Source organism: Marinobacterium iners (genome assembly GCF_017310015.1).
Classification (GTDB): Bacteria; Pseudomonadota; Gammaproteobacteria; order Pseudomonadales; family Balneatricaceae; genus Marinobacterium; species Marinobacterium iners.
Genome location: NZ_CP022297.1, coordinates 585,456 through 605,504 on the forward strand (window position 1 = coordinate 585,456; position 20,049 = coordinate 605,504).

General features: G+C 57.1%; 21 protein-coding genes. 19 read left to right on the top strand and 2 right to left on the bottom strand.

Features of this window, described 5'->3' with window-relative positions:
- The first annotated feature begins 9 nt into the window (after nt 1-9).
- The 10 genes from CFI10_RS02835 (at nt 10) to CFI10_RS02880 (ending at nt 9,231) form a co-directional block, all read left to right on the top strand.
- Nucleotides 10-720, top strand: coding sequence for an RNA polymerase sigma factor FliA (locus CFI10_RS02835; protein ID WP_206839126.1), 711 nt, complete (start codon nt 10-12; stop codon nt 718-720).
- 61 nt (nt 721-781) lie between these two features.
- Nucleotides 782-1,168 (top strand): chemotaxis response regulator CheY, encoded by a 387-nt coding sequence (gene cheY / locus CFI10_RS02840; protein WP_091822399.1) that lies wholly within the window; start codon nt 782-784, stop codon nt 1,166-1,168.
- Nucleotides 1,169-1,187: 19 nt separating this feature from the next.
- Nucleotides 1,188-2,030 carry a protein phosphatase CheZ gene (locus CFI10_RS02845; RefSeq protein WP_091822396.1) on the top strand — a complete coding sequence of 281 codons (843 nt, stop codon included), beginning with the start codon at nt 1,188-1,190 and terminating at the stop codon, nt 2,028-2,030.
- A 12-nt stretch (nt 2,031-2,042) separates the two neighbouring features.
- Nucleotides 2,043-4,139 (top strand): chemotaxis protein CheA, encoded by a 2,097-nt coding sequence (locus CFI10_RS02850; protein ID WP_206839128.1) that lies wholly within the window; start codon nt 2,043-2,045, stop codon nt 4,137-4,139.
- 27 nt (nt 4,140-4,166) lie between these two features.
- A complete protein-coding gene (locus CFI10_RS02855) occupies nt 4,167-5,408 on the top strand; it encodes a protein-glutamate methylesterase/protein-glutamine glutaminase (protein ID WP_206839131.1) in 1,242 nt (413 codons plus the stop codon).
- Nucleotides 5,408-6,169 (top strand): flagellar motor protein, encoded by a 762-nt coding sequence (locus CFI10_RS02860; RefSeq protein WP_206839133.1) that lies wholly within the window; start codon nt 5,408-5,410, stop codon nt 6,167-6,169. The genes CFI10_RS02855 and CFI10_RS02860 overlap by 1 nt, the downstream gene beginning before the upstream one ends.
- Nucleotides 6,147-7,061 carry a flagellar motor protein MotD gene (gene motD, locus CFI10_RS02865; protein WP_206839135.1) on the top strand — a complete coding sequence of 305 codons (915 nt, stop codon included), beginning with the start codon at nt 6,147-6,149 and terminating at the stop codon, nt 7,059-7,061. The genes CFI10_RS02860 and motD overlap by 23 nt, the downstream gene beginning before the upstream one ends.
- A gap of 2 nt (nt 7,062-7,063) precedes the next feature.
- Nucleotides 7,064-7,840, top strand: a complete 777-nt coding sequence (locus CFI10_RS02870; RefSeq protein WP_091822382.1) for a ParA family protein — start codon at nt 7,064-7,066, stop codon at nt 7,838-7,840.
- A gap of 4 nt (nt 7,841-7,844) precedes the next feature.
- Entirely contained in the window at nt 7,845-8,735 is an 891-nt protein-coding gene (locus tag CFI10_RS02875; protein ID WP_206839136.1) for a chemotaxis protein CheW, read from the top strand.
- Between the two features lie 46 nt (nt 8,736-8,781).
- Entirely contained in the window at nt 8,782-9,231 is a 450-nt protein-coding gene (locus CFI10_RS02880; RefSeq protein WP_242530086.1) for a DUF2802 domain-containing protein, read from the top strand.
- On the opposite strand, the gene CFI10_RS02885 is transcribed toward CFI10_RS02880, so the two are convergent.
- The gene (locus CFI10_RS02885) at nt 9,228-9,506 is read right to left on the bottom strand and encodes an EscU/YscU/HrcU family type III secretion system export apparatus switch protein (RefSeq protein ID WP_206839139.1); all 279 of its coding nucleotides are present in this window, start codon (nt 9,504-9,506) and stop codon (nt 9,228-9,230) included. The genes CFI10_RS02880 and CFI10_RS02885 overlap by 4 nt on opposite strands.
- A complete protein-coding gene (gene fliK / locus CFI10_RS02890) occupies nt 9,503-12,844 on the bottom strand; it encodes a flagellar hook-length control protein FliK (protein WP_206839141.1) in 3,342 nt (1,113 codons plus the stop codon). Before fliK ends, CFI10_RS02885 begins: the two co-directional genes overlap by 4 nt.
- Before the next feature lie 111 nt (nt 12,845-12,955).
- Here fliK and ccmA point away from each other — a divergent pair, with 111 nt between their 5' ends.
- From ccmA to ccmI, 9 genes are all read left to right on the top strand, one after another.
- Nucleotides 12,956-13,597, top strand: coding sequence for a cytochrome c biogenesis heme-transporting ATPase CcmA (ccmA, locus tag CFI10_RS02895; protein WP_206839142.1), 642 nt, complete (start codon nt 12,956-12,958; stop codon nt 13,595-13,597).
- 62 nt (nt 13,598-13,659) lie between these two features.
- Nucleotides 13,660-14,307, top strand: coding sequence for a heme exporter protein CcmB (ccmB, locus tag CFI10_RS02900; RefSeq protein WP_425270440.1), 648 nt, complete (start codon nt 13,660-13,662; stop codon nt 14,305-14,307).
- Between the two features lie 14 nt (nt 14,308-14,321).
- Nucleotides 14,322-15,077, top strand: a complete 756-nt coding sequence (locus tag CFI10_RS02905) for a heme ABC transporter permease (protein WP_091822367.1) — start codon at nt 14,322-14,324, stop codon at nt 15,075-15,077.
- A 7-nt stretch (nt 15,078-15,084) separates the two neighbouring features.
- Nucleotides 15,085-15,261 (top strand): heme exporter protein CcmD, encoded by a 177-nt coding sequence (ccmD, locus tag CFI10_RS02910; RefSeq protein ID WP_091822364.1) that lies wholly within the window; start codon nt 15,085-15,087, stop codon nt 15,259-15,261.
- Complete coding sequence (gene ccmE, locus CFI10_RS02915) at nt 15,258-15,719, top strand: cytochrome c maturation protein CcmE (RefSeq protein WP_206839143.1); 462 nt, start codon at nt 15,258-15,260, stop codon at nt 15,717-15,719. Before ccmD ends, ccmE begins: the two co-directional genes overlap by 4 nt.
- Nucleotides 15,719-17,680 (top strand): heme lyase CcmF/NrfE family subunit, encoded by a 1,962-nt coding sequence (locus CFI10_RS02920; RefSeq protein ID WP_206841869.1) that lies wholly within the window; start codon nt 15,719-15,721, stop codon nt 17,678-17,680. The genes ccmE and CFI10_RS02920 overlap by 1 nt, the downstream gene beginning before the upstream one ends.
- Before the next feature lie 9 nt (nt 17,681-17,689).
- Nucleotides 17,690-18,241, top strand: a complete 552-nt coding sequence (locus CFI10_RS02925) for a DsbE family thiol:disulfide interchange protein (protein WP_206839144.1) — start codon at nt 17,690-17,692, stop codon at nt 18,239-18,241.
- Entirely contained in the window at nt 18,238-18,765 is a 528-nt protein-coding gene (locus CFI10_RS02930) for a cytochrome c-type biogenesis protein (RefSeq protein WP_206839146.1), read from the top strand. Before CFI10_RS02925 ends, CFI10_RS02930 begins: the two co-directional genes overlap by 4 nt.
- Entirely contained in the window at nt 18,762-20,018 is a 1,257-nt protein-coding gene (ccmI, locus tag CFI10_RS02935; protein ID WP_091822354.1) for a c-type cytochrome biogenesis protein CcmI, read from the top strand. Before CFI10_RS02930 ends, ccmI begins: the two co-directional genes overlap by 4 nt.
- Nucleotides 20,019-20,049: the final 31 nt, after the last annotated feature.

The following is a 20,049-nucleotide window of genomic DNA, read 5'->3' on the forward strand; positions in this document are numbered from 1 at the left end:
GAAGCGTATATGTACAACGAACTGGAGTTTAAGTCAGGGCAGGAGCTGATCGAGGAGTACACCCCTCTGGTGCGCCGTATTGCGCATCATCTGCTGGCGCGCCTGCCGTCCCATGTTGTGCTGGACGACTTGCTTCAGGCTGGCATGATGGGACTGCTAGAAGCTGCCAAACGTTACGACTCCAGCAAGGGTGCCAGTTTTGAAACCTATGCCGGTATTCGTATCCGCGGTGCCATTATCGATGAGGTACGGCGGGGTGACTGGACGCCGAGATCAGTACACCGAAATGGGCGTCGGGTCAGCGAAGCGATTGCCCAGGTTGAAAACCGGACCGGCCGTGACGCTACAGACTTAGAAGTTGCGGCCGAAATGGGAATAGGGGTTGCCGAGTACCATGCCCTGCTGCAGGATTCACTCGACAGCCGCCTGTTCAGCTATGATCAGTTGACTGACAGCTCCGAAGAAACACCCTCGGAGCAGTTTGTTGCCTCTGATCCAGACCCTGGGCATGCCCATGAAGGGGAAGGATTCAGGCAGGCGCTGGCGCAGGCGATAGGTGTCTTGCCAGAGCGTGAGCGGCTTGTGCTGTCGCTGTATTATGATGAAGAGCTGAACCTTAAAGAGATAGGACAGATTCTTGGGGTGAGTGAGTCGCGCGTGAGCCAGATCCATAGCCAGGCTGCGCTGAGGCTCAGGGGCCGGCTAAGGGATTGGCGCTGACCGATTGTGGTCTGGAATAAGGACGACTCTTGAAGGTGTTTTCTGAACTGGGAGAAGTGTCTTGAAGAAAGACATCAAAATTCTCGTTGTGGATGATTTCTCCACAATGAGGCGCATCATAAAAAACCTGCTGCGGGACCTTGGTTTTACCAATGTCGACGAGGCAGACGACGGCAAGACGGCGTTGCCGATTCTCAAGCAGGGAGGTATCGACTTCCTCATTACCGACTGGAATATGCCGGAAATGACCGGTATAGACCTGCTCAAGGCAGTCCGAGCCGATCCTGCTCTGGCTTCCATTCCGGTACTGATGGTAACGGCAGAGGCCAAGCGCGAGCAGATTATTGCGGCAGCACAAGCCGGTGTGAACGGTTATGTCGTAAAACCGTTCACGGCCGCCGTGTTGAAAGAGAAGATCGACAAGATCTTCGAGCGTATCGAGGGTTAACCGGAAGCGGGGAAGACAGATGGCAGCGCAAACGGCCAGTAAAGTGGACTTCAACGGCTTCGATGAGTTTCTGCGTAGCCGTGCCCAGGCACTGGTGTCCGAACTTGAGGCCGGCAACATGGCAGAGGCGATGGGGCTTATCAATGAGCTTCAGTTTGCCCGTCACCAGGTGTTCTATAACGAGGTCGGTCACCTGACGCGCGGCCTGCATGAGGCGATCAAGTCATTTTCCAGCGATGTCGGCGAAAAAATGCCGAGCGATGCGGAAAGTACGGTCTCGGCCATCGGTGATGCTTCAGATCGACTCAATTACGTGATTGAGCTCACTGAAAAAAATGCCCATGAAACCATGGATCGTGTGGATCGATCACTCAGCCTGGTTGATAAGCTGGATCAGCAGAGTGAACGTTTCAAGGATCTGCTGTTGCTGGTAGGGCAGCTTGAGGGTGAGTTCGAGGCATTGAACGGGGTTTATGATCGCACCTGCAGCCTCAAGGATCAGTCCGAGAAAACCATTACTGAACTGCGCACAACTTTGACTGATATCCTCGTCTCCCAGGGGGTTCAGGACATAACCGGTCAGTTGATCCGCCGAGTTATCACGCTGGTGACTCAGGTTGAGGGTCAGTTGGTCAAACTGATGGATATGGCGGCCAGAGTAGAACGGCTGAGCAGCCTGGAGAGTGCAGAGGATATAGCAGCCTCTGATGACAAGCCGGTACGCCGGAAGGGCCACGCGGCTGAACAAGAACAAAAACATGATCCTATCCGGGCGGAAGGGCCCCAGCTTCCGACAGGGAAAACAGATACGCTGTGTGATCAGGACGATGTTGATGACCTGCTTTCCAGCCTGGGATTTTGATAGGAGCTCCCTATGAGTTTGGATGTTGATCAGGAAATACTGGAAGACTTTCTCGTCGAAGCCGGCGAGATACTTGAGCAGCTGTCTGAGCAGCTTGTCGATCTTGAGCAGCGCCCCGATGACAAGGATCTGCTGAACGCAATCTTTCGCGGTTTCCATACCGTCAAGGGTGGTGCCGGCTTTCTGCAGCTGGAAGCGATGGTTGAATGCTGTCACAAGGCGGAAAACCTGTTTGACCTGCTGCGCAACGGTGAACTGAGTATCAGCTCCGAACTGATGGATGTGGTGTTGCAGGCACTTGATGCCGTCAATGCCATGTTTGAAGCGGTACGCGGTGGTGAAGAACCCCAGCATGCATCGCCTGCATTGCTGCAGCGTTTGCAGGACTTTGCTGAAGGGCGTGGTGAAACAGCACCGTCTGCACCGGCACCGGCACCGGCACCGGCAGCTGCCAGCACTCCAAAACCGGCAGCGCCTGTCCCCCAAGCATCAGCCCCTGTTAACCCAAATACACCGAACGATGAATTCGAGATGCTGCTGGGTGATCTGGCGGGCAGCCACCAGCAAAGTGAATCTGAGTCGGGTGGCGATGAGCTTATCACTGAAGACGAATTCGAGGCGTTGCTGGACGAGCTGCATGGCCCCGGTAAAGCGCCGAAAATTGAAGCGGCCGCGGCTACACCGGCAACCAACAGCGATGGTGAATTGATCACCGACGATGAATTTGAAGCGCTGCTGGATGAACTTCAGTCCAGTGGCCAGGGTGCCTTTGCTCATATGCCGGATGCAGAGCAGGCCAAACCGGTCGCTGCATCCGTTGCGCCTGCGCCTGCGCCGGCCTCGGCTGAGCCACCGCCTCCCCCCTCTGCCGAGCCAGTCGCTACTGTTGCAGATGACGCCAAAGAAGTGAAAGGCAAACCGGCTGCTGGCAACAAACCGGCTGCCGAGAGTAATGTCCGTGTCGATACCCGTTTGCTCGACAAGATCATGAACATGGTCGGTGAGCTGGTGTTGGTGCGTAACCGTCTGGTGCGTCTGGGCGGTGCTCGTGAAGATGAAGAGATGGGCAAGGCGCTCGGCACACTGGATATGGTCACCGCCGATCTGCAAACCTCGGTTATGAAGACCCGCATGCAGCCGGTGAAAAAGGTATTTGGCCGTTTTCCCCGTCTCATTCGTGATCTGTCGCGCAATCTCAAAAAAGAGGTGCGGCTTGAGCTTCGCGGTGAAGAAACCGATCTCGACAAAAACCTGGTCGAAGCGCTGGCTGATCCGCTGATTCACTTGGTGCGCAACGCCGTTGATCATGGTATCGAGTCGCCTGAAAAACGTTCTGCATCGGGCAAGCCGCGTGAAGGTAACGTGCTGCTGTCGGCTGAGCAGGAGGGTGATCACATCCTGCTGATTATCCAGGATGACGGTGCCGGCATGGATCCGGAAGTGTTGCGTAACCTGGCGGTCAAGCGCGGCATGATGGATGTGGAAGCCGCTCGCCGCCTAACCGATCAGGAATGTTTCAATCTGATTTTCCAGGCTGGCTTTTCTACCAAGACCGAGGTGTCTGATGTATCCGGCCGCGGTGTTGGCATGGATGTGGTCAAGACCAAGATTACCCAGCTTAACGGTACTCTCAGTATCGACTCGGTGATGGGGCAAGGGACCCGGATTGCGATTCAGGTACCGCTGACATTGGCGATCATGCCGACGCTGATGGTAGTGCTTGAAGGCCAGGCCTTTGCACTGCCGTTGGTGAACGTGAACGAGATATTCAACCTGGATTTGACCAAAACGAATATTGTCGATGGGCAGCAGGTGATTATTGTTCGAGACCAGGCGCTGCCGTTGTTCCACCTCAAACGTTGGCTCATTACAGGGCATGAAAATGCACGACTGCCGGACCAGGGGCATGTGGTCATCGTCAGTGTTGGTACCTCCAGAGTGGGCTTTGTTGTCGACCAGCTGGTAGGTCAGGAAGAAGTCGTGATCAAACCGTTGGGCAGCATTTTGCATGGAACGCCGGGCCTTTCGGGTGCCACCATCACGGGCGACGGGCGCATCGCACTGATCATTGATATACCGAATCTGCTGAAACACTACGCATCGACCTGATTCGGCAGGTGTGACTGAGGGAGCGCTATGCCGGTAAAAGTGTTGATTGTCGATGACTCGGGTTTCTTTCGCCATCGCATCGAAGAGATGCTGAGCGATGATCCTCGAATGGAAGTTGTCGGTACGGCGGTAAATGGACGCGAAGCTGTCGAAAAGGTAAAGCAGCTGCGTCCTGATGTGGTCACCATGGATGTGGAGATGCCGCAGATGAACGGGATCGAAGCGGTCCGTATCATCATGCGAGAAGCACCTACCAACGTGTTGATGTTGTCTTCGCTTACCCATGAAGGTGCGCGTGTGACCCTGCAGGCACTCGAAGCAGGTGCTGCCGATTATCTGCCCAAGGATATTCGTGCCTGGATGGACAAGGGCAGCAATGTGCGCAGCCAGCTGATTGACCGGCTTGTCGCACTGGGGCGGAGTCGTCGTTTTCAGCGCAGCTCTGTTTTCGAGCGCGATTTTCCAGGCAAAGCCAAACCGGGCACCACCATGGTGTTCCGTCCGGATGATCCGGAGCCTCCATCTCGGCGCACTGCAACACCTGCCCGTACAACGATGGCGGAACCAGCCCGTTCGTCAGTGTCTGGTGGTCTGAGTACGCGTCGTGAGCGTCCAGTGTCAGCGCCCGCGGCTGCCCCTGCTACTGCGCGGGAGGTATCTGGCCCGGCCACGACACCGGCAGCACGGGTACGTTTTCCGGACTGCAAACTGGTAGTTATTGCTGCTTCCACCGGTGGTCCTGCTGCCCTGCAAAAGGTGCTGACGGCACTGCCCGCGAACTTTCCCTACCCCATTCTTTTGGTTCAACATATGCCAAAGACCTTTACCCAGGTATTTGCCGAACGACTGAACCAGCAGTGTCATATCAGTGTCAAGGAAGCGGAAGACGGTGATCGGCTTCAGCCCGGACGTGCATTGCTTGCTCCGGGTGGGCTGCAAATGATCATTGATTCCAAGCAAACCGACCGGGTACGCATTCTGCCGGGTGACGAGCGTTTGACCTACAAGCCCAGCGCCGATGTTACCTATGCCTCGGCAGCCAAAACCTATGGGGCGAAGGTGCTGGGTATCACGCTGACGGGGATGGGGGCGGATGGCTGCGATGGCTCGCGTCTGCTGAAGCAGGCCGGCTCGACCCAGTGGGCACAGAACCGTGAAAGCTGCACCATCTATGGAATGCCTCAGGCCGTCATCAATGCAGGACTGGCAGATGCAATACTTGATCTGGATGATATTGGCCCGTTACTGGCAGGGCGAGGTTCGCGCTGATGTGGGTGCTGCTGGGCCTGTTGCTCAGTACGGTCGCCATCCTGGGGGCCAACTACCTTGAAGGTGGCCAACTGCAGGCGCTGCTTAACCTGCCTGCTGCTCTCATCGTGCTGGGCGGGACCTGCGGTGCCGCGCTGGTACAAACACCCAAAAACCTGTTGCTGCGCACCCTGCATTTGGTGCGGCTGGCACTGAGCGACCCTCAGCCACATCATGCCGACGGGATCAGTCAGCTGGTGCATTGGTGTATCACGGCCCGTCGCAAAGGTTTGTTGGCGCTTGAGAACGAGCTGACGGGCGTTGACGATCCGCTGATACGAAACGGTTTGCAGTTGCTGGCTGACGGCAAGTCGGTTGAGTTGATCCGCGCCACTCTGGAGGTAGAGCTGGTGGCTCGTGAGCAGCGAGACTACCAGGCCGCTCGTGTTATCGAAAGCATGGGTGGGTATGCCCCGACCCTCGGTATCATCGGTGCCGTGCTGGGGTTGATTCAGGTGATGGTGAATCTTGAAGATCCTGCTCTGCTGGGTGCCGGCATAGCTACCGCTTTCGTGGCAACCATCTATGGTATTGCACTGGCCAACCTGCTACTGCTGCCACTGGCCGGTAAAATGCGCCAGATCATTGACAGTCGTAGCCTGTATCAGGAGATGATGCTCGAAGGGCTCTTGTTCATTGCGGAAGGACAGGGGCCAAAGAGCGTGCAGCTACGCCTGCAGGGTTACCTGGAGCGGTCAGATGCCAAGACGTCGCCGGCCTGAAGCTGACCTGCGAACAGATCGCTGGATGATTTCCTGGGCGGACTTTGTCACCCTGCTGTTTGCATTTTTTGTGGTGATGTATGGTTTGTCCAGCGTGCATGAAGAAAAGTATCGACAATTGGCGCAGTCCCTTTCCGAGGTGTTTCGGGCCGAAGGTGGTAGCCAGGTCGTATCGCCGGATGGCGGAGAGGGGCTGTTGCCTGGGCGTGGACAGCAAATGCAGGTTCCGCCGGTAACCGTACAAGCACCGGATGCGGAGCAAACGCAGGCACTGGAGCAGTTGCAGCGCCAAGCTGAGGAGCAGTTCCGTGACTGGATTGAAGACGGCAGTGTACAAGTCACTGGCAACGCCTTGTGGATCGCCATTGAGCTGAATGCCAGTTTGCTGTTTGAAAGTGGCGACGCACTGCCGGTGATCGAGGCAGAGCCGCTGTTACAGCAGGTTGCTGCACTTGCTGCAGGCAGGGATAATCCCGTGCATGTGGAAGGCTTCACCGATAATCGGCCGATCAGTACTGACCGCTTTCCGTCCAATTGGGAGCTGTCTGCGGCCCGGGCAGCTGCGGTGGTCCGCATGCTGCAGTTACAGGGCGTTAACCCCGAACGAATGGCAGCGGTGGGTTACGGTGAGTACCAGCCTGCCTACAGTAACCGAACCGAAGAGGGGCGGCAGCGCAATCGGCGTCTGGTAATTGTGATCGCACGGGATGAGCGTGTCCGCCGCCTCGTACAGGCCTTTGGCAGTCAGCGAGTCAGTGAAGATGCGGTGCGTGCACTGTTGACCGCTGACGAGAACGAAGTGACAGGCGAGCCGCCTGCACTGGAACAGGTCGATACTGAGTCCGGTATTCTGTTTCGGCAGGCACGACCGGAGCAACAACAGGAACAATAACGATGCAGGTATGGGCAGTCTCAAATCAGAAAGGCGGGGTGGGCAAGACGACAACCGCTATCACCCTGGCAGGTCTGCTGGCAGAGGTCGGATATCGGGTGCTGCTGGTGGACCTGGATCCCCATGGCTCCATGACCAGCTATTTCCGCTATGACCCGGATGAGCTCGAACACAGCGTTTACGACCTGTTTGAGCAGATTCAGGTGGATTCCGAACGGGTGCATGGACTGATTCTCGACACATCCCATGAAAGCATCAAGCTCATACCCGCCTCTACCGCCCTGGCCACGCTGGAGCGAAAGGCTGTCGCCCAGGAGGGCATGGGACTGCAGGTGGCGAAAGCACTGCGACACCTGAAAGCCGAGTATGATTTTGTGATTATGGACAGCCCGCCGGTGTTGGGAGTGTTGATGGTCAATGCGTTGGCTGCCTGCAATCACCTGTTGGTGCCTGTCCAGACCGAGTTTCTGGCCCTTAAGGGGCTGGAACGAATGGTCAGAACCATTGAAATGATCAATCGTGCGCGCAAGAACAAGCTTGCCTATACCATTGTGCCCACTTTCTATGACCGTCGCACGCAGGCGTCCGTCAGTAGTCTTCGCGAGCTGCACCACCGCTACCCTGATCATATTTCCAATGCAGTTGTACCGGTTGATACCAAATTCAGAAATGCCAGCCTGAAGGGGCTGGTGCCGTCGTCACTCGATGCAGGTAGCCGTGGCGTGCACGCGTATGCGCGCCTCCTGCGCAGCCTGCTTGAACGGCGTAAACAGGGGTGAACTGATGGCAGACCAGAAAAAAGTTGTATTTGAGTACCTCGAGGCACTTTTGCAGGACCCTCAGGCTGACGAAGAGAAGGCTGTTGCAGAAGATAAAATGGAAACGGGTGCAGCGACTGCAGTTGAGCCCGATGCCGTTAATCCGCCGATAGCTGAAGACGAACAGCCAGCAGAGGATGAGTCTGTTGTAGATGAGTCTGTTATAGCAACGGAAGATGAAGTGGTTGAGGTCGTGCAACCGACGGTAGAGATCACGCCTGCTGATTCCGTTATACAGGAAAGCGAGCCATCATTGCTCGAACCCGAACCCGAACCCGAACCCGAACCCGAACCCGAACCCGAACCCGAACCCGAACCCGAACCCGAACCCGAACCGGAACCGGAACCCGAACCGGAACCGGAACCGGAACCCGAACCGGAACCCGAGCCCGGTCTCGCACCTGAACCCGTTATACCGAAGGTGGCTTCAGGTGAGGAGATGAATTGCATACTGCTCGATATGCACGGCCTGAAGCTGGCGGTACCGTTCGACTATGTGGAAGGGGCTCTGCAGCTGGAGTCGCTTTCACTGAGGCTTGATGGGCCGGAATGGGTCCTTGGCCGTTTCGGTGAAGAACCGGCCTGGACGCAGGTCGTGGACACTGCACGCTGGCTGATACCGGAGCGCTACAAACCGGAATACTCCAAGTATGCCGAGGTGATTATCCTGAAAGGCCGCCGTTGGGCCATTGCCTGTGATGAGTTGGTCAAGTCGATACGTGTCGATACCCGTCAGATCAACTGGCATCAGGACAAAAGTCACCGCTCATGGCTGCTGGGTACCTACATGCCTGAGCGTTGTGCCATACTGGACATCGATCAACTGTTGCTCGAGTTTGAAGCCTGCAGTGTCTGAAGGCCGTGAACCGTTTAGACAGATGGGGTAGACTCACCGGCTGTGCGTGAACATTGCTAATGGGCTGGGACCGGGTGTGGCCGAATATACGTCGATACTGTTGCTTGTGCTGACACTGACAGCTGTTCTGTCAGCGGTGATCTGCGTCTATGTACTGGTGCGCATCAAGCGGCAGGAGCGGCAGCAGCAGGCGCTGATCAATGTACTGCGGAATGAAATTCGCGCCATGACCAACGGCTCGATCGGCATGGGCAAACGCCTGCTGGCGATAGAGCGTACGCTCAACATAACGGTTGAGAAACAGCAGGAGCTGGAGAACCGTGATCCGGGCGTGCTGGCCTACAATCAGGCCGCCAAGCTTATGGAAATGGGGGCGTCGGTGGATGATCTGGTGCGCAACTGCGGTATCGGTCGTCCCGAAGCAGAGCTTATGGCGTTGCTTCACCGCGAGCTTCACACGACTCAAATGTTGCCGGAACAACATCAACGTCACTAGATGTTGCTGCCTGACTGCTTGAGCCCGTAGGCGAAGGCAATCACTTCCGCGATGGCACGATACAGTGCCTCAGGTATTTCCTCACCCAATTCCAGACGAATCAATACCTCGATCAGCTCAGGGCTTTCATGGATATGGATGTCATGCTCCTGAGCTAGTGCCAGTATCTGCTCGGCGATCAGGCCTCTGCCCTTGGCCACTATCTTCGGTGCGGTCCCTTTTGCCTGGTCATAGCGCAGGGCTACGGCACTGCGTTTCGGGTTATGCTCGCTCATGTATGTACATCCACCAGTCGGCGCTGAACGTCAGTCAGCTCAGGTTGGCTTTGGCGCCCTTGGCGCGCCTGTAGCGTTTCAACCAAAAAACCCTTGCGATGCAAACCATCGCTGAAATCGTCGAGACGGCGCTCAATCTGGCGCAGGGTGGAAGCCTGCTCGGCCCAGAGTTGTACCTGCAGGCGCCACTCCTCACTCAGGCTTAAACGAGCATCGACACTGCCGTGTTGTTCAAGATCGAAATGCAGAGCCACACCCCAAAGGGTCTCGACTTCACCGTTACTGCTGCGCCTGCGCTGCTCGGTTATGGTCAGCTCAGCGTTATCGTGTTGATCTGCCTGACGGATCGGCAGGTCAAGGCGGTAGACACGCTCCTGAGTACCGTCTGGCTGGTCCTTCCACCCTTGCAAACTGCTGACCTGCTGGGTTGTGCTGCGAGCCTGAAGGGCTTCCACCAGACGTGTCATTTGCTGGCGTGCATCCGGTGGCAGTTGTTCCGCTGCTTTCAGCAGTTGGCCTAGTTGCTGCTTCAGGTCCGGCGTTGCGCCGCGCTCAGTACCCCCCCCTTGAGCCAGTCTGGATTCGGTCAACAGGCCACCCTGCTGCAGGTTGCGCTGAATTGCCTGTTCGGCATCGGCACTGCCTGGGCTGACCGAGAACATGCTTAACATCGACTGCACCAGCTGGCCAATGGCCCCCTGACTGCGACCGGCCGGGCTTTGACTCAGCTGAACCAATTGGTTCAGGGCATCTCCAAACGGGATCTGGCGAGGCAATGCTTCGCGTAGTGCCAGTTGCATCTGCTGTTGTGCCGTGGCTTCCTGGGACGGGGTTGTGGGTATAGGGACTGGTTGCAGGTTGACCTGCTGTTCACTCACTCGAGTCAGGACCACCTGCTGCCCGCTGAGCAGGGGTTTTGGGCTGATCAGGTTGAGTGTCTGGTTGTTGAGATTAAGCCGGATCATATGGTTGTCGGCTTGTACCGGGACCTGTTTGCCAAGCGTTTGCAGTAGAGCCTGTCCCGTATGGCTGACGCTGGGCTGAGTAGTTGTTTGAGCTGTCTGGACAGCCGGGGAAGCAGATGTCGAAGCGCGCGCGGTACTGTCGGCTGGTGCAGTCTGAGTTTTGGCTGCGGTGTCGGGTGAAGTGGCCTGTGTGGTGGGTGCAGGCGCCACCGGGCGAGCCTCAGAACCTGCCGTTTGCGCCTGTGCTGCAGGGGGCTGGTTCGTCGGCGTGGTTGCTGAGGTGGCGGTACTGACCTGATTGACCGCGGATGACTGTAGCTGAGCCGAGTATACCTGCACCTGTGAGCTTATTGTCCCCGAGGGGGACATCTGTGTGGCCTGTGATGACGGTGTTGCCGAAGAAGGGGGCTGGCCTGTCACTGCACTGGCAGGTTGACGTGAACCGCTGGTTGCCTGCGCAGCAGGGCTTTCGCTGCGTGCAGGGGTTGGTGCATTCCCGGTCGGCTGCGTCTGACCCTGCAGCGGACTGTTGTTCATGCTTGTGGCGGGTGCATTGCCTCGAGTAGCTCCTTGTGAGACATTGCCGCCGGGTGACGGCTGGATAGAGTCTGTGGTCGGTCTGGCAGCCGTTTCGGCTGGCGCTGCTCCTGTTCCGAGTTGAAGTTGAGGGTCGGCTACGCCGGCAGGCTGACGTGAACCGCTGATAGCCTGTGCAGCAGGGCTTTCGCTGCGGGCAGGAGTTGGCGCATTGCTGGTCGGCTGCGTCTGACCCTGCAGCGGACTGTTGTTCCCGCTTGTGGCGGGTGCATTGCCTTGAGTTGCCCCTTGTGAGGTATTGCCACCGGTGGGCTGGGGATAGGCTGCGGTCGGTTTGGCAGCCGTTTCGGCTGGCGCTGTTCCTGTTCCGGGTTGAGGTTGAGTGTTGGCTACGCTGTCAGGCTGACGTGAACCGCTGGTTGCCTGTGCAGCAGGGCTTTCGCTGCGGGCAGGAGTTTGCGCATTGCTGGTCGGCTGCGTCTGACCCTGCAGCGGACTGTTGTTCCCGCTTGTGGCGGGTGCATTGCCTTGAGTTGCCCCTTGTGAGGCATTGCCACCGGGTGGCTGGGAATAGGCTGCGGTCGGTTTGGCAGCCGTTTCGGCTGGCGCTGTTCCTGTTCCGGGTTGAGGTTGAGTTTTGGCTACGCTGTCAGGCTGACGTGAACCGATGATGGTTGCCTGCGCAGCGGGGCTTTCGCTGCGGGCAGGGGTTGGTGCATTCCCGGTCGGTTGAGTCTGGCCCCGCAGCGGACTGTTGTTCCCGCTTGTGGCGGCTGCATTGGCCCTTTGTGAGACATTGCCGCCGGGTGGCGGCTGGGGAGAGTCTGCGGTCGGTTTGGTAGCCGTTTCGGCTGGGGCTGTTCCTGTTCCGAGTTGAGGTTGAGGGTTGGCTACGCCGGCAGACTGACGTGAACCGCTGGTTGCCTGCGCAGCAGGGCTTTCGCTGCGTGCAGGTGTTGGTGCATTGCCGGTCGGTTGTGTCCGACCTTGCAGCGAACTGTTGTTCCCGCTTGTGGTGGCTGCATTGCCTTGAGTTGCCCCTTGTGAGGTATTGCCACCGGGTGGTTGGGGATAGGCGGCAGCCGGTTTGGCAGAAGTTTCGGCTGGCGTTGTTCCTGTTCCGGGTTGAGGTTGAGTTTTGGCTACGCTGTCAGGCTGACGTGAACCGATGATGGTTGCCTGCGCAGCAGGGCTTTCGCTGCGTGCAGGTGTTGGTGCATTGCCGGTCGGTTGTGTCCGACCTTGCAGCGAACTGTTGTTCCCGCTTGTGGTGGCTGCATTGCCTTGAGTTGCCCCTTGTGAGGTATTGCCACCGGGTGGTTGGAGATAGGCGGCAGCCGGTTTGGCAGAAGTTTCGGCTGGCGTTGTTCCTGCTCCTGGTTGAGGGCTGGTTGCAGCGGCAGGCTGGCGTGGGATAACGGGCTCAGACCCGGTTACCTGCGCATTTCGAGGCACGTTCAGGGGTAACAGCTGTTGCAGGCGAGCACCATCGGATGAGGTCAACTGCAGCGTCATGCTGCTTTGCGCGGCCGGGGTGGTGTTGCCTTGAACGTTTGGCTGCGCTGGTGCGGGCAAACGAATCTGCAACTCGCCCGTATTACCCCGCTGCAGTACGATGCGATCTCCCTGTGTCAAAGGAGCCTGGGTAGTCAATTCCAGCAGGCGGCTGTTGATCTCCACCTGAATACGGAAAACAGCCGCGTTACCCCCGCTGGCCGCTACGCTACGAACAGTCGCTGCCAGTTCACGCCCAGCCGCGGGCAGAAGACTGTCAGCACTGCCGCCCTTGCTGGTACCGGCTGCAGGTGTGGTAGAACTGGTGGTGGGTGTTAACACCGCATGACTCCCTGATATTGCATCTGGAACCTGACGATCAAGTCTCTATCTGTATATAATGGCGCCTTAATGTGCTATCGGCCAGCTCGGCGATTTTTGAAGGATAGAGGCTTGTCTGAACCCCTGCTCAAAGTAAGTCAGTTGTACTGTGAACGCGATGATCGGGTACTGTTCAGTCATCTTGATTTTGCGCTGTCTGCTGGCGAAATTGTTCAGATCGAAGGTCAGAATGGCAGCGGCAAGACTACGCTGCTGCGTATTCTCTGTGGTCTGTCACGCAATTATGAAGGCGAGATTCTCTGGCGGGGTGAGCCGGTTCAGGATGTGCGTGAGCAGTTTTGTCGTGAGATGCTCTATTTTGGTCACCAGGCAGGGGTCAAGGCGGTACTGACGCCTGAAGAAAACCTGCGCTGGTATGCTGCCCTGCAGCCCAGTATTGCCGCAGCCGATATTCAGGCGGCTCTGGAGCGGGTGGGGCTGCGCGGTTACGAAGATGTTCCCTGTCATTCGCTTTCGGCCGGGCAAAATAGACGCGTCAGTCTGGCCAGATTGTATCTCAGTCGTGCACCACTTTGGATTCTGGACGAACCCTTTACTGCGATCGACAAGCAAGGGGTGGCAGCCAAGGAAAAACTGTTGCTTGAGCATGCCCGCCGAGGTGGTAGCGTGATTTTGACGACGCATCACGAGCTGGGCATCGAGGGGCCGGTACGTAAAATCAATCTTGATCAGCTGGCGGGAACTTCAGCATGAGCACAGGGACTAACCCCGATAACATGCAGAAAGTGTCAGCGCCGGCGTTGTTTATGGCCACCATGCGGCGCGAGTTTCTACTCTCGTTCAGACGAAAAAGTGACCTGGCGAACCCGCTGATCTTTTTTCTCATGGTGGCGACGCTGTTCCCGCTGGGGGTGAGTCCTGAATCCGGCTTTCTGGCTCAGCTAGCACCCGGGGTTGTATGGGTGGCTGCCCTGCTGGCAACCCTGCTGTCGATGGATGCCCTGTTTCGCTCGGACTATGAGGACGGCTCGCTGGAACAGCTGCTGCTTAGCCCACAGCCGCTGTTTGTGGTGGTGCTGGCGAAAGTCAGTGCCCACTGGTGCATGACCGGGTTGGCACTGACCGTGATGGCGCCCCTGCTGGCCGTGATGCTGTTTTTGCCTGCTGAAGGGATGCCAGGGCTGATGTTGAGCCTGCTTTTGGGAACACCCACGCTCAGCTTGGTGGGGGCTATCGGTGCTGCTTTGACGGTAGGGCTGAAAAAGGGCGGTGTATTGATCTCACTGCTGGTCTTGCCGCTGTATATCCCGGTACTGATCTTTGGTTCCAGTGCTGTGCAGGCTGCCGTAACGGGGTTGCCGCTGGGAGGATACCTCGCGCTTTTGGGCGCGCTGCTGGCGCTTGCGCTGGCGCTTGCGCCACTGGCTATTGCGGCCGCATTGCGGATCTCAATCAGTAGTTAACAAGAAGAGAGACTATGGCTGACAAAAAATGGTTGCCGCGCTGGTTCTTCCAGCTTGCTTCACCTCGGTGGTGTTATCAGATCACCGGACGTCTATTGCCCTGGTTTCTGCTGGCAACCCTGATACTGCTGGCAGGGGGGACTGTCTGGTCGCTGTTGTTTGCCCCGGCAGACTATCAGCAGGGCAACAGTTTCCGCATCATCTATCTGCATGTCCCATCGGCCATTCTGGCGCAGTCGGCCTATATGTTGATGGCGGTAGCCGGAGCCATTGGTCTGATCTGGAAAATGAAGATGGCCGATATGGTACTCAAGTCGGCCGCACCGATCGGCGCCTCTATGGCAGTACTGGCGTTGGCCACCGGCGCAATCTGGGGTAAGCCCACCTGGGGCTCATGGTGGGTCTGGGATGCACGCCTGACCTCCATGCTGATTCTGCTGTTTCTCTACTTGGGCATAATGGCACTGAACTCTGCGATCGAAAACGAGTCAACTGCTGCTCAGGCATCGGCCGTGCTGGCGCTGGTCGGGGTGGTCAATATCCCGATTATCAAGTATTCGGTGGAGTGGTGGAATACGCTGCATCAGCCAGCCACGTTCAAACTGACAGAAAAACCGGCCATGCCGCCGGATATGTGGCTGCCGCTGCTGGTCATGGTGATTGGCTTTTACTGTTTTTTTGCAGTCAGCCTGATGCAGCGGCTGCGTAACGAAATAATCTGGCGCGAACGTCGTGCCAGTTGGGTTCGCGAACTACTGAATAAGCAGTGAGGTTCAGGTGAGTTTCAACAGTGTCTCCGAGTTTCTGGCCATGGGTGGACATGGTCTCTATGTTTGGCTCAGCTACGGTTTGGGGGCAGGCGTGATTGTAGCCAACCTGATCCTGCCGAAGTTGAGTCGTAACCGTCTGTTGGCGGAACAAAAACGCCGCCTGCGCCGGGAGGAAACCGCATGACCCCAAAACGCAAACAGCGTCTGATAATTGTGATGTTCATTCTGGTAGGTGTAAGCGTGTCCGTAGGGCTGACGCTTTTTGCACTGAACCAGAACATCAATCTGTTCTACTCACCCACCCAGATCGTCTCAGGTGAAGCACCTCAAAATACACGTATTCGTGCCGGTGGGATGGTGGTGGATGGCAGCGTCAAACGTGATCCCGATTCACTGTTCGTGCAATTTGACATTACCGACTATGACAAGACCGTGACGGTTGAATATGTTGGCATCCTGCCGGACCTGTTCCGTGAAGGGCAGGGAATTGTGGCTCAGGGCACGCTGAATGAGCGTGGTGTCCTGAATGCGGCTGAAGTTCTGGCCAAGCATGATGAAAACTACATGCCCCCCGAAGTGGCCGAAGCGCTGGCGAAGGCTGGTAAAATGCCGATGCCTGAGGGACAGGAGTTCAATAAATGATCTTTCCCGAACTGGGTGAATATGCACTGATTCTTGCACTGTGCCTGTCAGTATTGTTGACCGTGGTGCCGATGGTCGGCGCGACCCGCGGTAATGCTCTCTGGATGGGATTTGCCCGCCCTCTGAGCAAGGGTATGTTTCTGTTCACGCTGTTCAGCTTTTTGTGTCTGGGCTGGGCCTTTCTGGATAATGACTTCTCCGTTGTCTATGTAGCTAACAACTCCAATACGGCGCTGCCCTGGTATTATCGTCTTAGCGCCGTCTGGGGTGGCCATGAAGGCTCCCTGCTGCTGTGGGCGCTGATTCTTTCGGGCTGGACCGTAGCCGTAGCGATAAAAAGCCGCGACCTTCCACCGGACATCATTGCCCGCGTGCTGGCGGTAATGGGGTTGATATCGGTCGGTTTTTATCTGTTTATCCTGTTTACTTCCAGCCCGTTTGAACGCTATCTGCCTGGTTTTCCGCAGGAAGGTGCAGACCTTAATCCTCTGCTGCAGGATTTTGGCCTTATCGTCCATCCGCCCATGCTGTATATGGGTTATGTGGGCTTTGCGGTTTCCTTCGCTTTTGCCATTGCGGCCCTGCTCAGTGGGCGGCTTGATGCGGCATGGGCGCGCTGGTCACGTCCCTGGACGTCCGTTGCCTGGGCTTTTCTGACCCTTGGTATCGCTCTGGGCAGCTGGTGGGCCTACTACGAGCTAGGCTGGGGAGGCTGGTGGTTCTGGGATCCGGTTGAAAACGCATCCCTCATGCCGTGGCTGGTGGGTACCGCACTGATGCACAGCCTGGCCGTGACCGAAAAACGCGGTGTATTCAAAAGCTGGACCGTACTGCTTGCGATCTTCACCTTCTCGTTGAGTCTGCTGGGTACCTTCCTTGTACGCTCCGGTGTACTGACATCGGTACATGCTTTTGCTTCCGACCCTGAGCGTGGACTGTTCATTCTGATTATGCTGGCGATTGTCATTGGCGGCTCGCTCTTGTTGTATGCACTGCGTGCCGGTCAGATGAAGAGTGAATCAAGCTTTGGCCTGATGTCCCGTGAAAGCATGCTGCTGGTCAATAACGTACTGCTGGTTGTTGTCTGTGCAATGGTACTGCTGGGTACAATCTACCCGTTGATCGTTGATGCACTGGGGTTGGGCAAACTGTCTGTTGGGCCCCCCTATTTCAATGCTTTGTTCAACCCCTTGATGGCGATCCTGATGCTGGCGATGGGGGTCGGCGCCGTCAGCCGCTGGAAGCAGACATCCATGTCAATGATGGTGCAGCAGCTCTGGCTGCCGGGTGTGTTGGCGCTGGTGCTGGGAGCGGGCAGTGCCTGGCTCTATGCCGGTGAGTTGAAGCCCTGGGTAGTGCTGGGGCTGGTGCTGTCCTGGTGGGTAGTGCTGGCCGGCTTGCGTGATCTGTACAACCGCCTGCGTCACCGCCGCGAGAAGCTGAAGGGCTTGTCGAAGCAGACTCGCAGCTACTACGGCATGGTGCTGGCGCATGTGGGAGTGGCCGTTACGGTGGTGGGGGTTTCTCTGGTGTCGGTGTACACCGAGCAGCGCGATCTTCGAATGCAGCCGGGTGATACCCTGAGTTTCCGTGATTACACCTTTGTGTTTGAAGGAAGTAAGCACGTGGAAGGCCCTAATTTTACCTCCGACCAGGGGCAGATCAGGGTGCTGCACAAGGGCGAACCCTATGGATTCATGAAGCCTGAGAAACGACTCTATACCGCGCGTGGCAATGTAATGACCGAAGCCGCGATTGATCCCGGGTTTACCCGTGACCTGTATGTGGCCTTGGGCGAGCCGCTCGAAAATGGCGCCTGGGCTGTGCGCATGCAGTACAAGCCCTATGTACGCTGGCTTTGGCTTGGCGGGCTGTTGATGACGGCGGGTGGCCTGTTGGCCGCTTCCGATCCGCGCTACCGTAAGCGTCTGCGCCCGGCAGCGGCGCTGGCTGAAGCATGAGGATTTGAGATGAATAACCGCAAGATTCTGGTTTTTGTTCCACTGCTGGTTTTCATCCTGCTTGGCGTGTTTCTTTGGGTCGGGCTGTATCTTGACCCCCGTGAGCTGCCTTCCGAGCTGGCAAAAAACAAGCGTCCTGTACCGCAGTTCAGTCTGCCGTCGGTCACGGACCCCGAGCGGACTCTGACGGAAGCGGACCTGACCGGTGAAGTCGCCCTGCTCAATGTCTGGGCGACCTGGTGTCCGACCTGCAAGGAGGAACATGATTTCCTGAATATGCTTGCACTGGAGCAGGGTGTGACCATATACGGCGTCAACTACAAGGATGATCCTGCGAAGGCCCGTGAATGGCTGCGCCGCTACAAGGATCCATACAGGGCTGTGGTGCTGGATCAGAATGGCTCACTGGGCCTGGACCTGGGGGTCTACGGTGCACCTGAAACCTATGTGCTGGATGCGGCTGGACGTATTCGTTACCGCCATGTGGGAGCTGTTGATGCCGACGTATGGCAGACCCTGCAACAGGTAATGGCCAGTGTAGAGCAGGAGAGCACACAATGAGGGTATTTTTGCTGACTTTGCTGATCCTGCTGCCTGGTCTGTCTCAGGCAACAATTGATGCTTACGAGTTCAGCGACGAACAGTACGAAAAGCGGTTTCATGAGCTGACCGGCGAGCTGCGTTGTCCCAAGTGCCAGAACCAGAATATTGCGGATTCTGATGCTCCGCTGGCGGCGGACTTGCGACGTGAAGTGTACCGCATGCTGGAACAGGGGGAGCCTAATGAAAGCATCATCGATTTCATGGTGACCCGTTACGGTGAGTTTGTGCTGTACCGCCCAAGGGTCAATGAAGTGACATGGTTGCTGTGGTACGGACCTTTTGTCCTGTTGGGGATCGGTGTGTTGGCGGTTGTGATGATCAGCCGCAATCGCCGCCAGCACGTTGGATCCACCTCTGGAGAGGAAACGAGTCGAACCAGGCAAGCGGACGGACGAACGGACGAGTATGCGCCGGAGCCGGGGCTTGACCCGGAAGAGGCTGAGCGTCTGAAGAAGTTACTGCAACGGGATTCTGATAAATGAGTACATTGTGGATCGGCATAGCTGTCCTGACACTGGTTGCCCTGGCCTGTGTTTTCTGGCCGCTGGTGCGTCATCAGCAGCTGGCAAAGTCCGAGGCAACTCAACGTCAGCAACAAAACATCGATATTTTCCGTGAGCGACTGGCCGAACTGGAGTCCGAGCGCGAACAAGGAACGTTGGCAGCGGAGGAGTTCGCGACTCTTAAGCTTGAGTTGGAGCGTAACCTGTTGATCGATGCAGAGGATGTGCCGATGCAGAGCGCGCCGCTGGTTCGTGTTGGCCAGGCTCAGCTGGTCACCGTCACCTTGCTGGCGTTGATGATCCCGGCTGCGGCATTGGGGCTTTACAACCATCTGGGGCGTGCAGATGACCTGGCCCTTGCACTCAATGCGCCGGTCAGCCAAGGCTCTCAAGGTGAACAGATGAGTCTTGAGCAGGCTATTGCCGGGCTGGAGCGTGAGCTGGCGGCAAATCCGGATAACGCGCAAGGCTGGTACCTGTTGGCCAATACCTATATGAGCATGGGCAACTATGCCGGTGGTGCAGAGGCGTTCCGCGAACTGCTTCAGGTGCTGCCACAGGATGCCCCGCAATACGCCAGCGTAATGGGGCAGTTGGCACAGGCACTCTACTTTGCCGGTGAAACACAGATGACGGATGAGGTGCGCACTCAGATTGATGCAACGCTGAGTATTGATCCGACCGAAATTGCGGCGCTGGGGTTGCTCGGTATTGATGCCTTTGAAAAACAGGACTTCAATGCAGCCATAGAGCACTGGAACAAGGCACTGGCCGGTGCCGAAGGACAGGCCGCTGAGTCACTGCGCAGCGGGATTGAGCGAGCAAGAGCTGAGCTGGAAGCGAGAGGGGAGCCGGTCCCGGATATAGAAATAGAACAGGCTGCGCTGGCTGAGGTAAAACTGCAGGTATCACTGTCAGCCGAACTTGCGGAGCGGGCGCAGCCTGATCAGGTCGTGTTCATCTATGCACGACCGATAGGTGGTCGCATGCCGCTCGCAGCGGCACGCTATACAGTATCGGACTTACCAGTGGAGGTGATTCTGGATGACAGTATGGCGATGATGCCACAGGCACGCCTGTCACTGCATGATCAGGTTGAAGTGGGGGCCCGGATCAGCCTTTCCGGGCAACCGCAGGCCAGCAGTGGTGATTTCGAAAGCCGTCCGTTGCAGGTTTCTACTCGTCAGGGTGACGAGGCAGTTACACTGATCATCGACCAGGTGGTACAGTAACCTTCCGGCGAACATCGAACAGGTAAAAGGC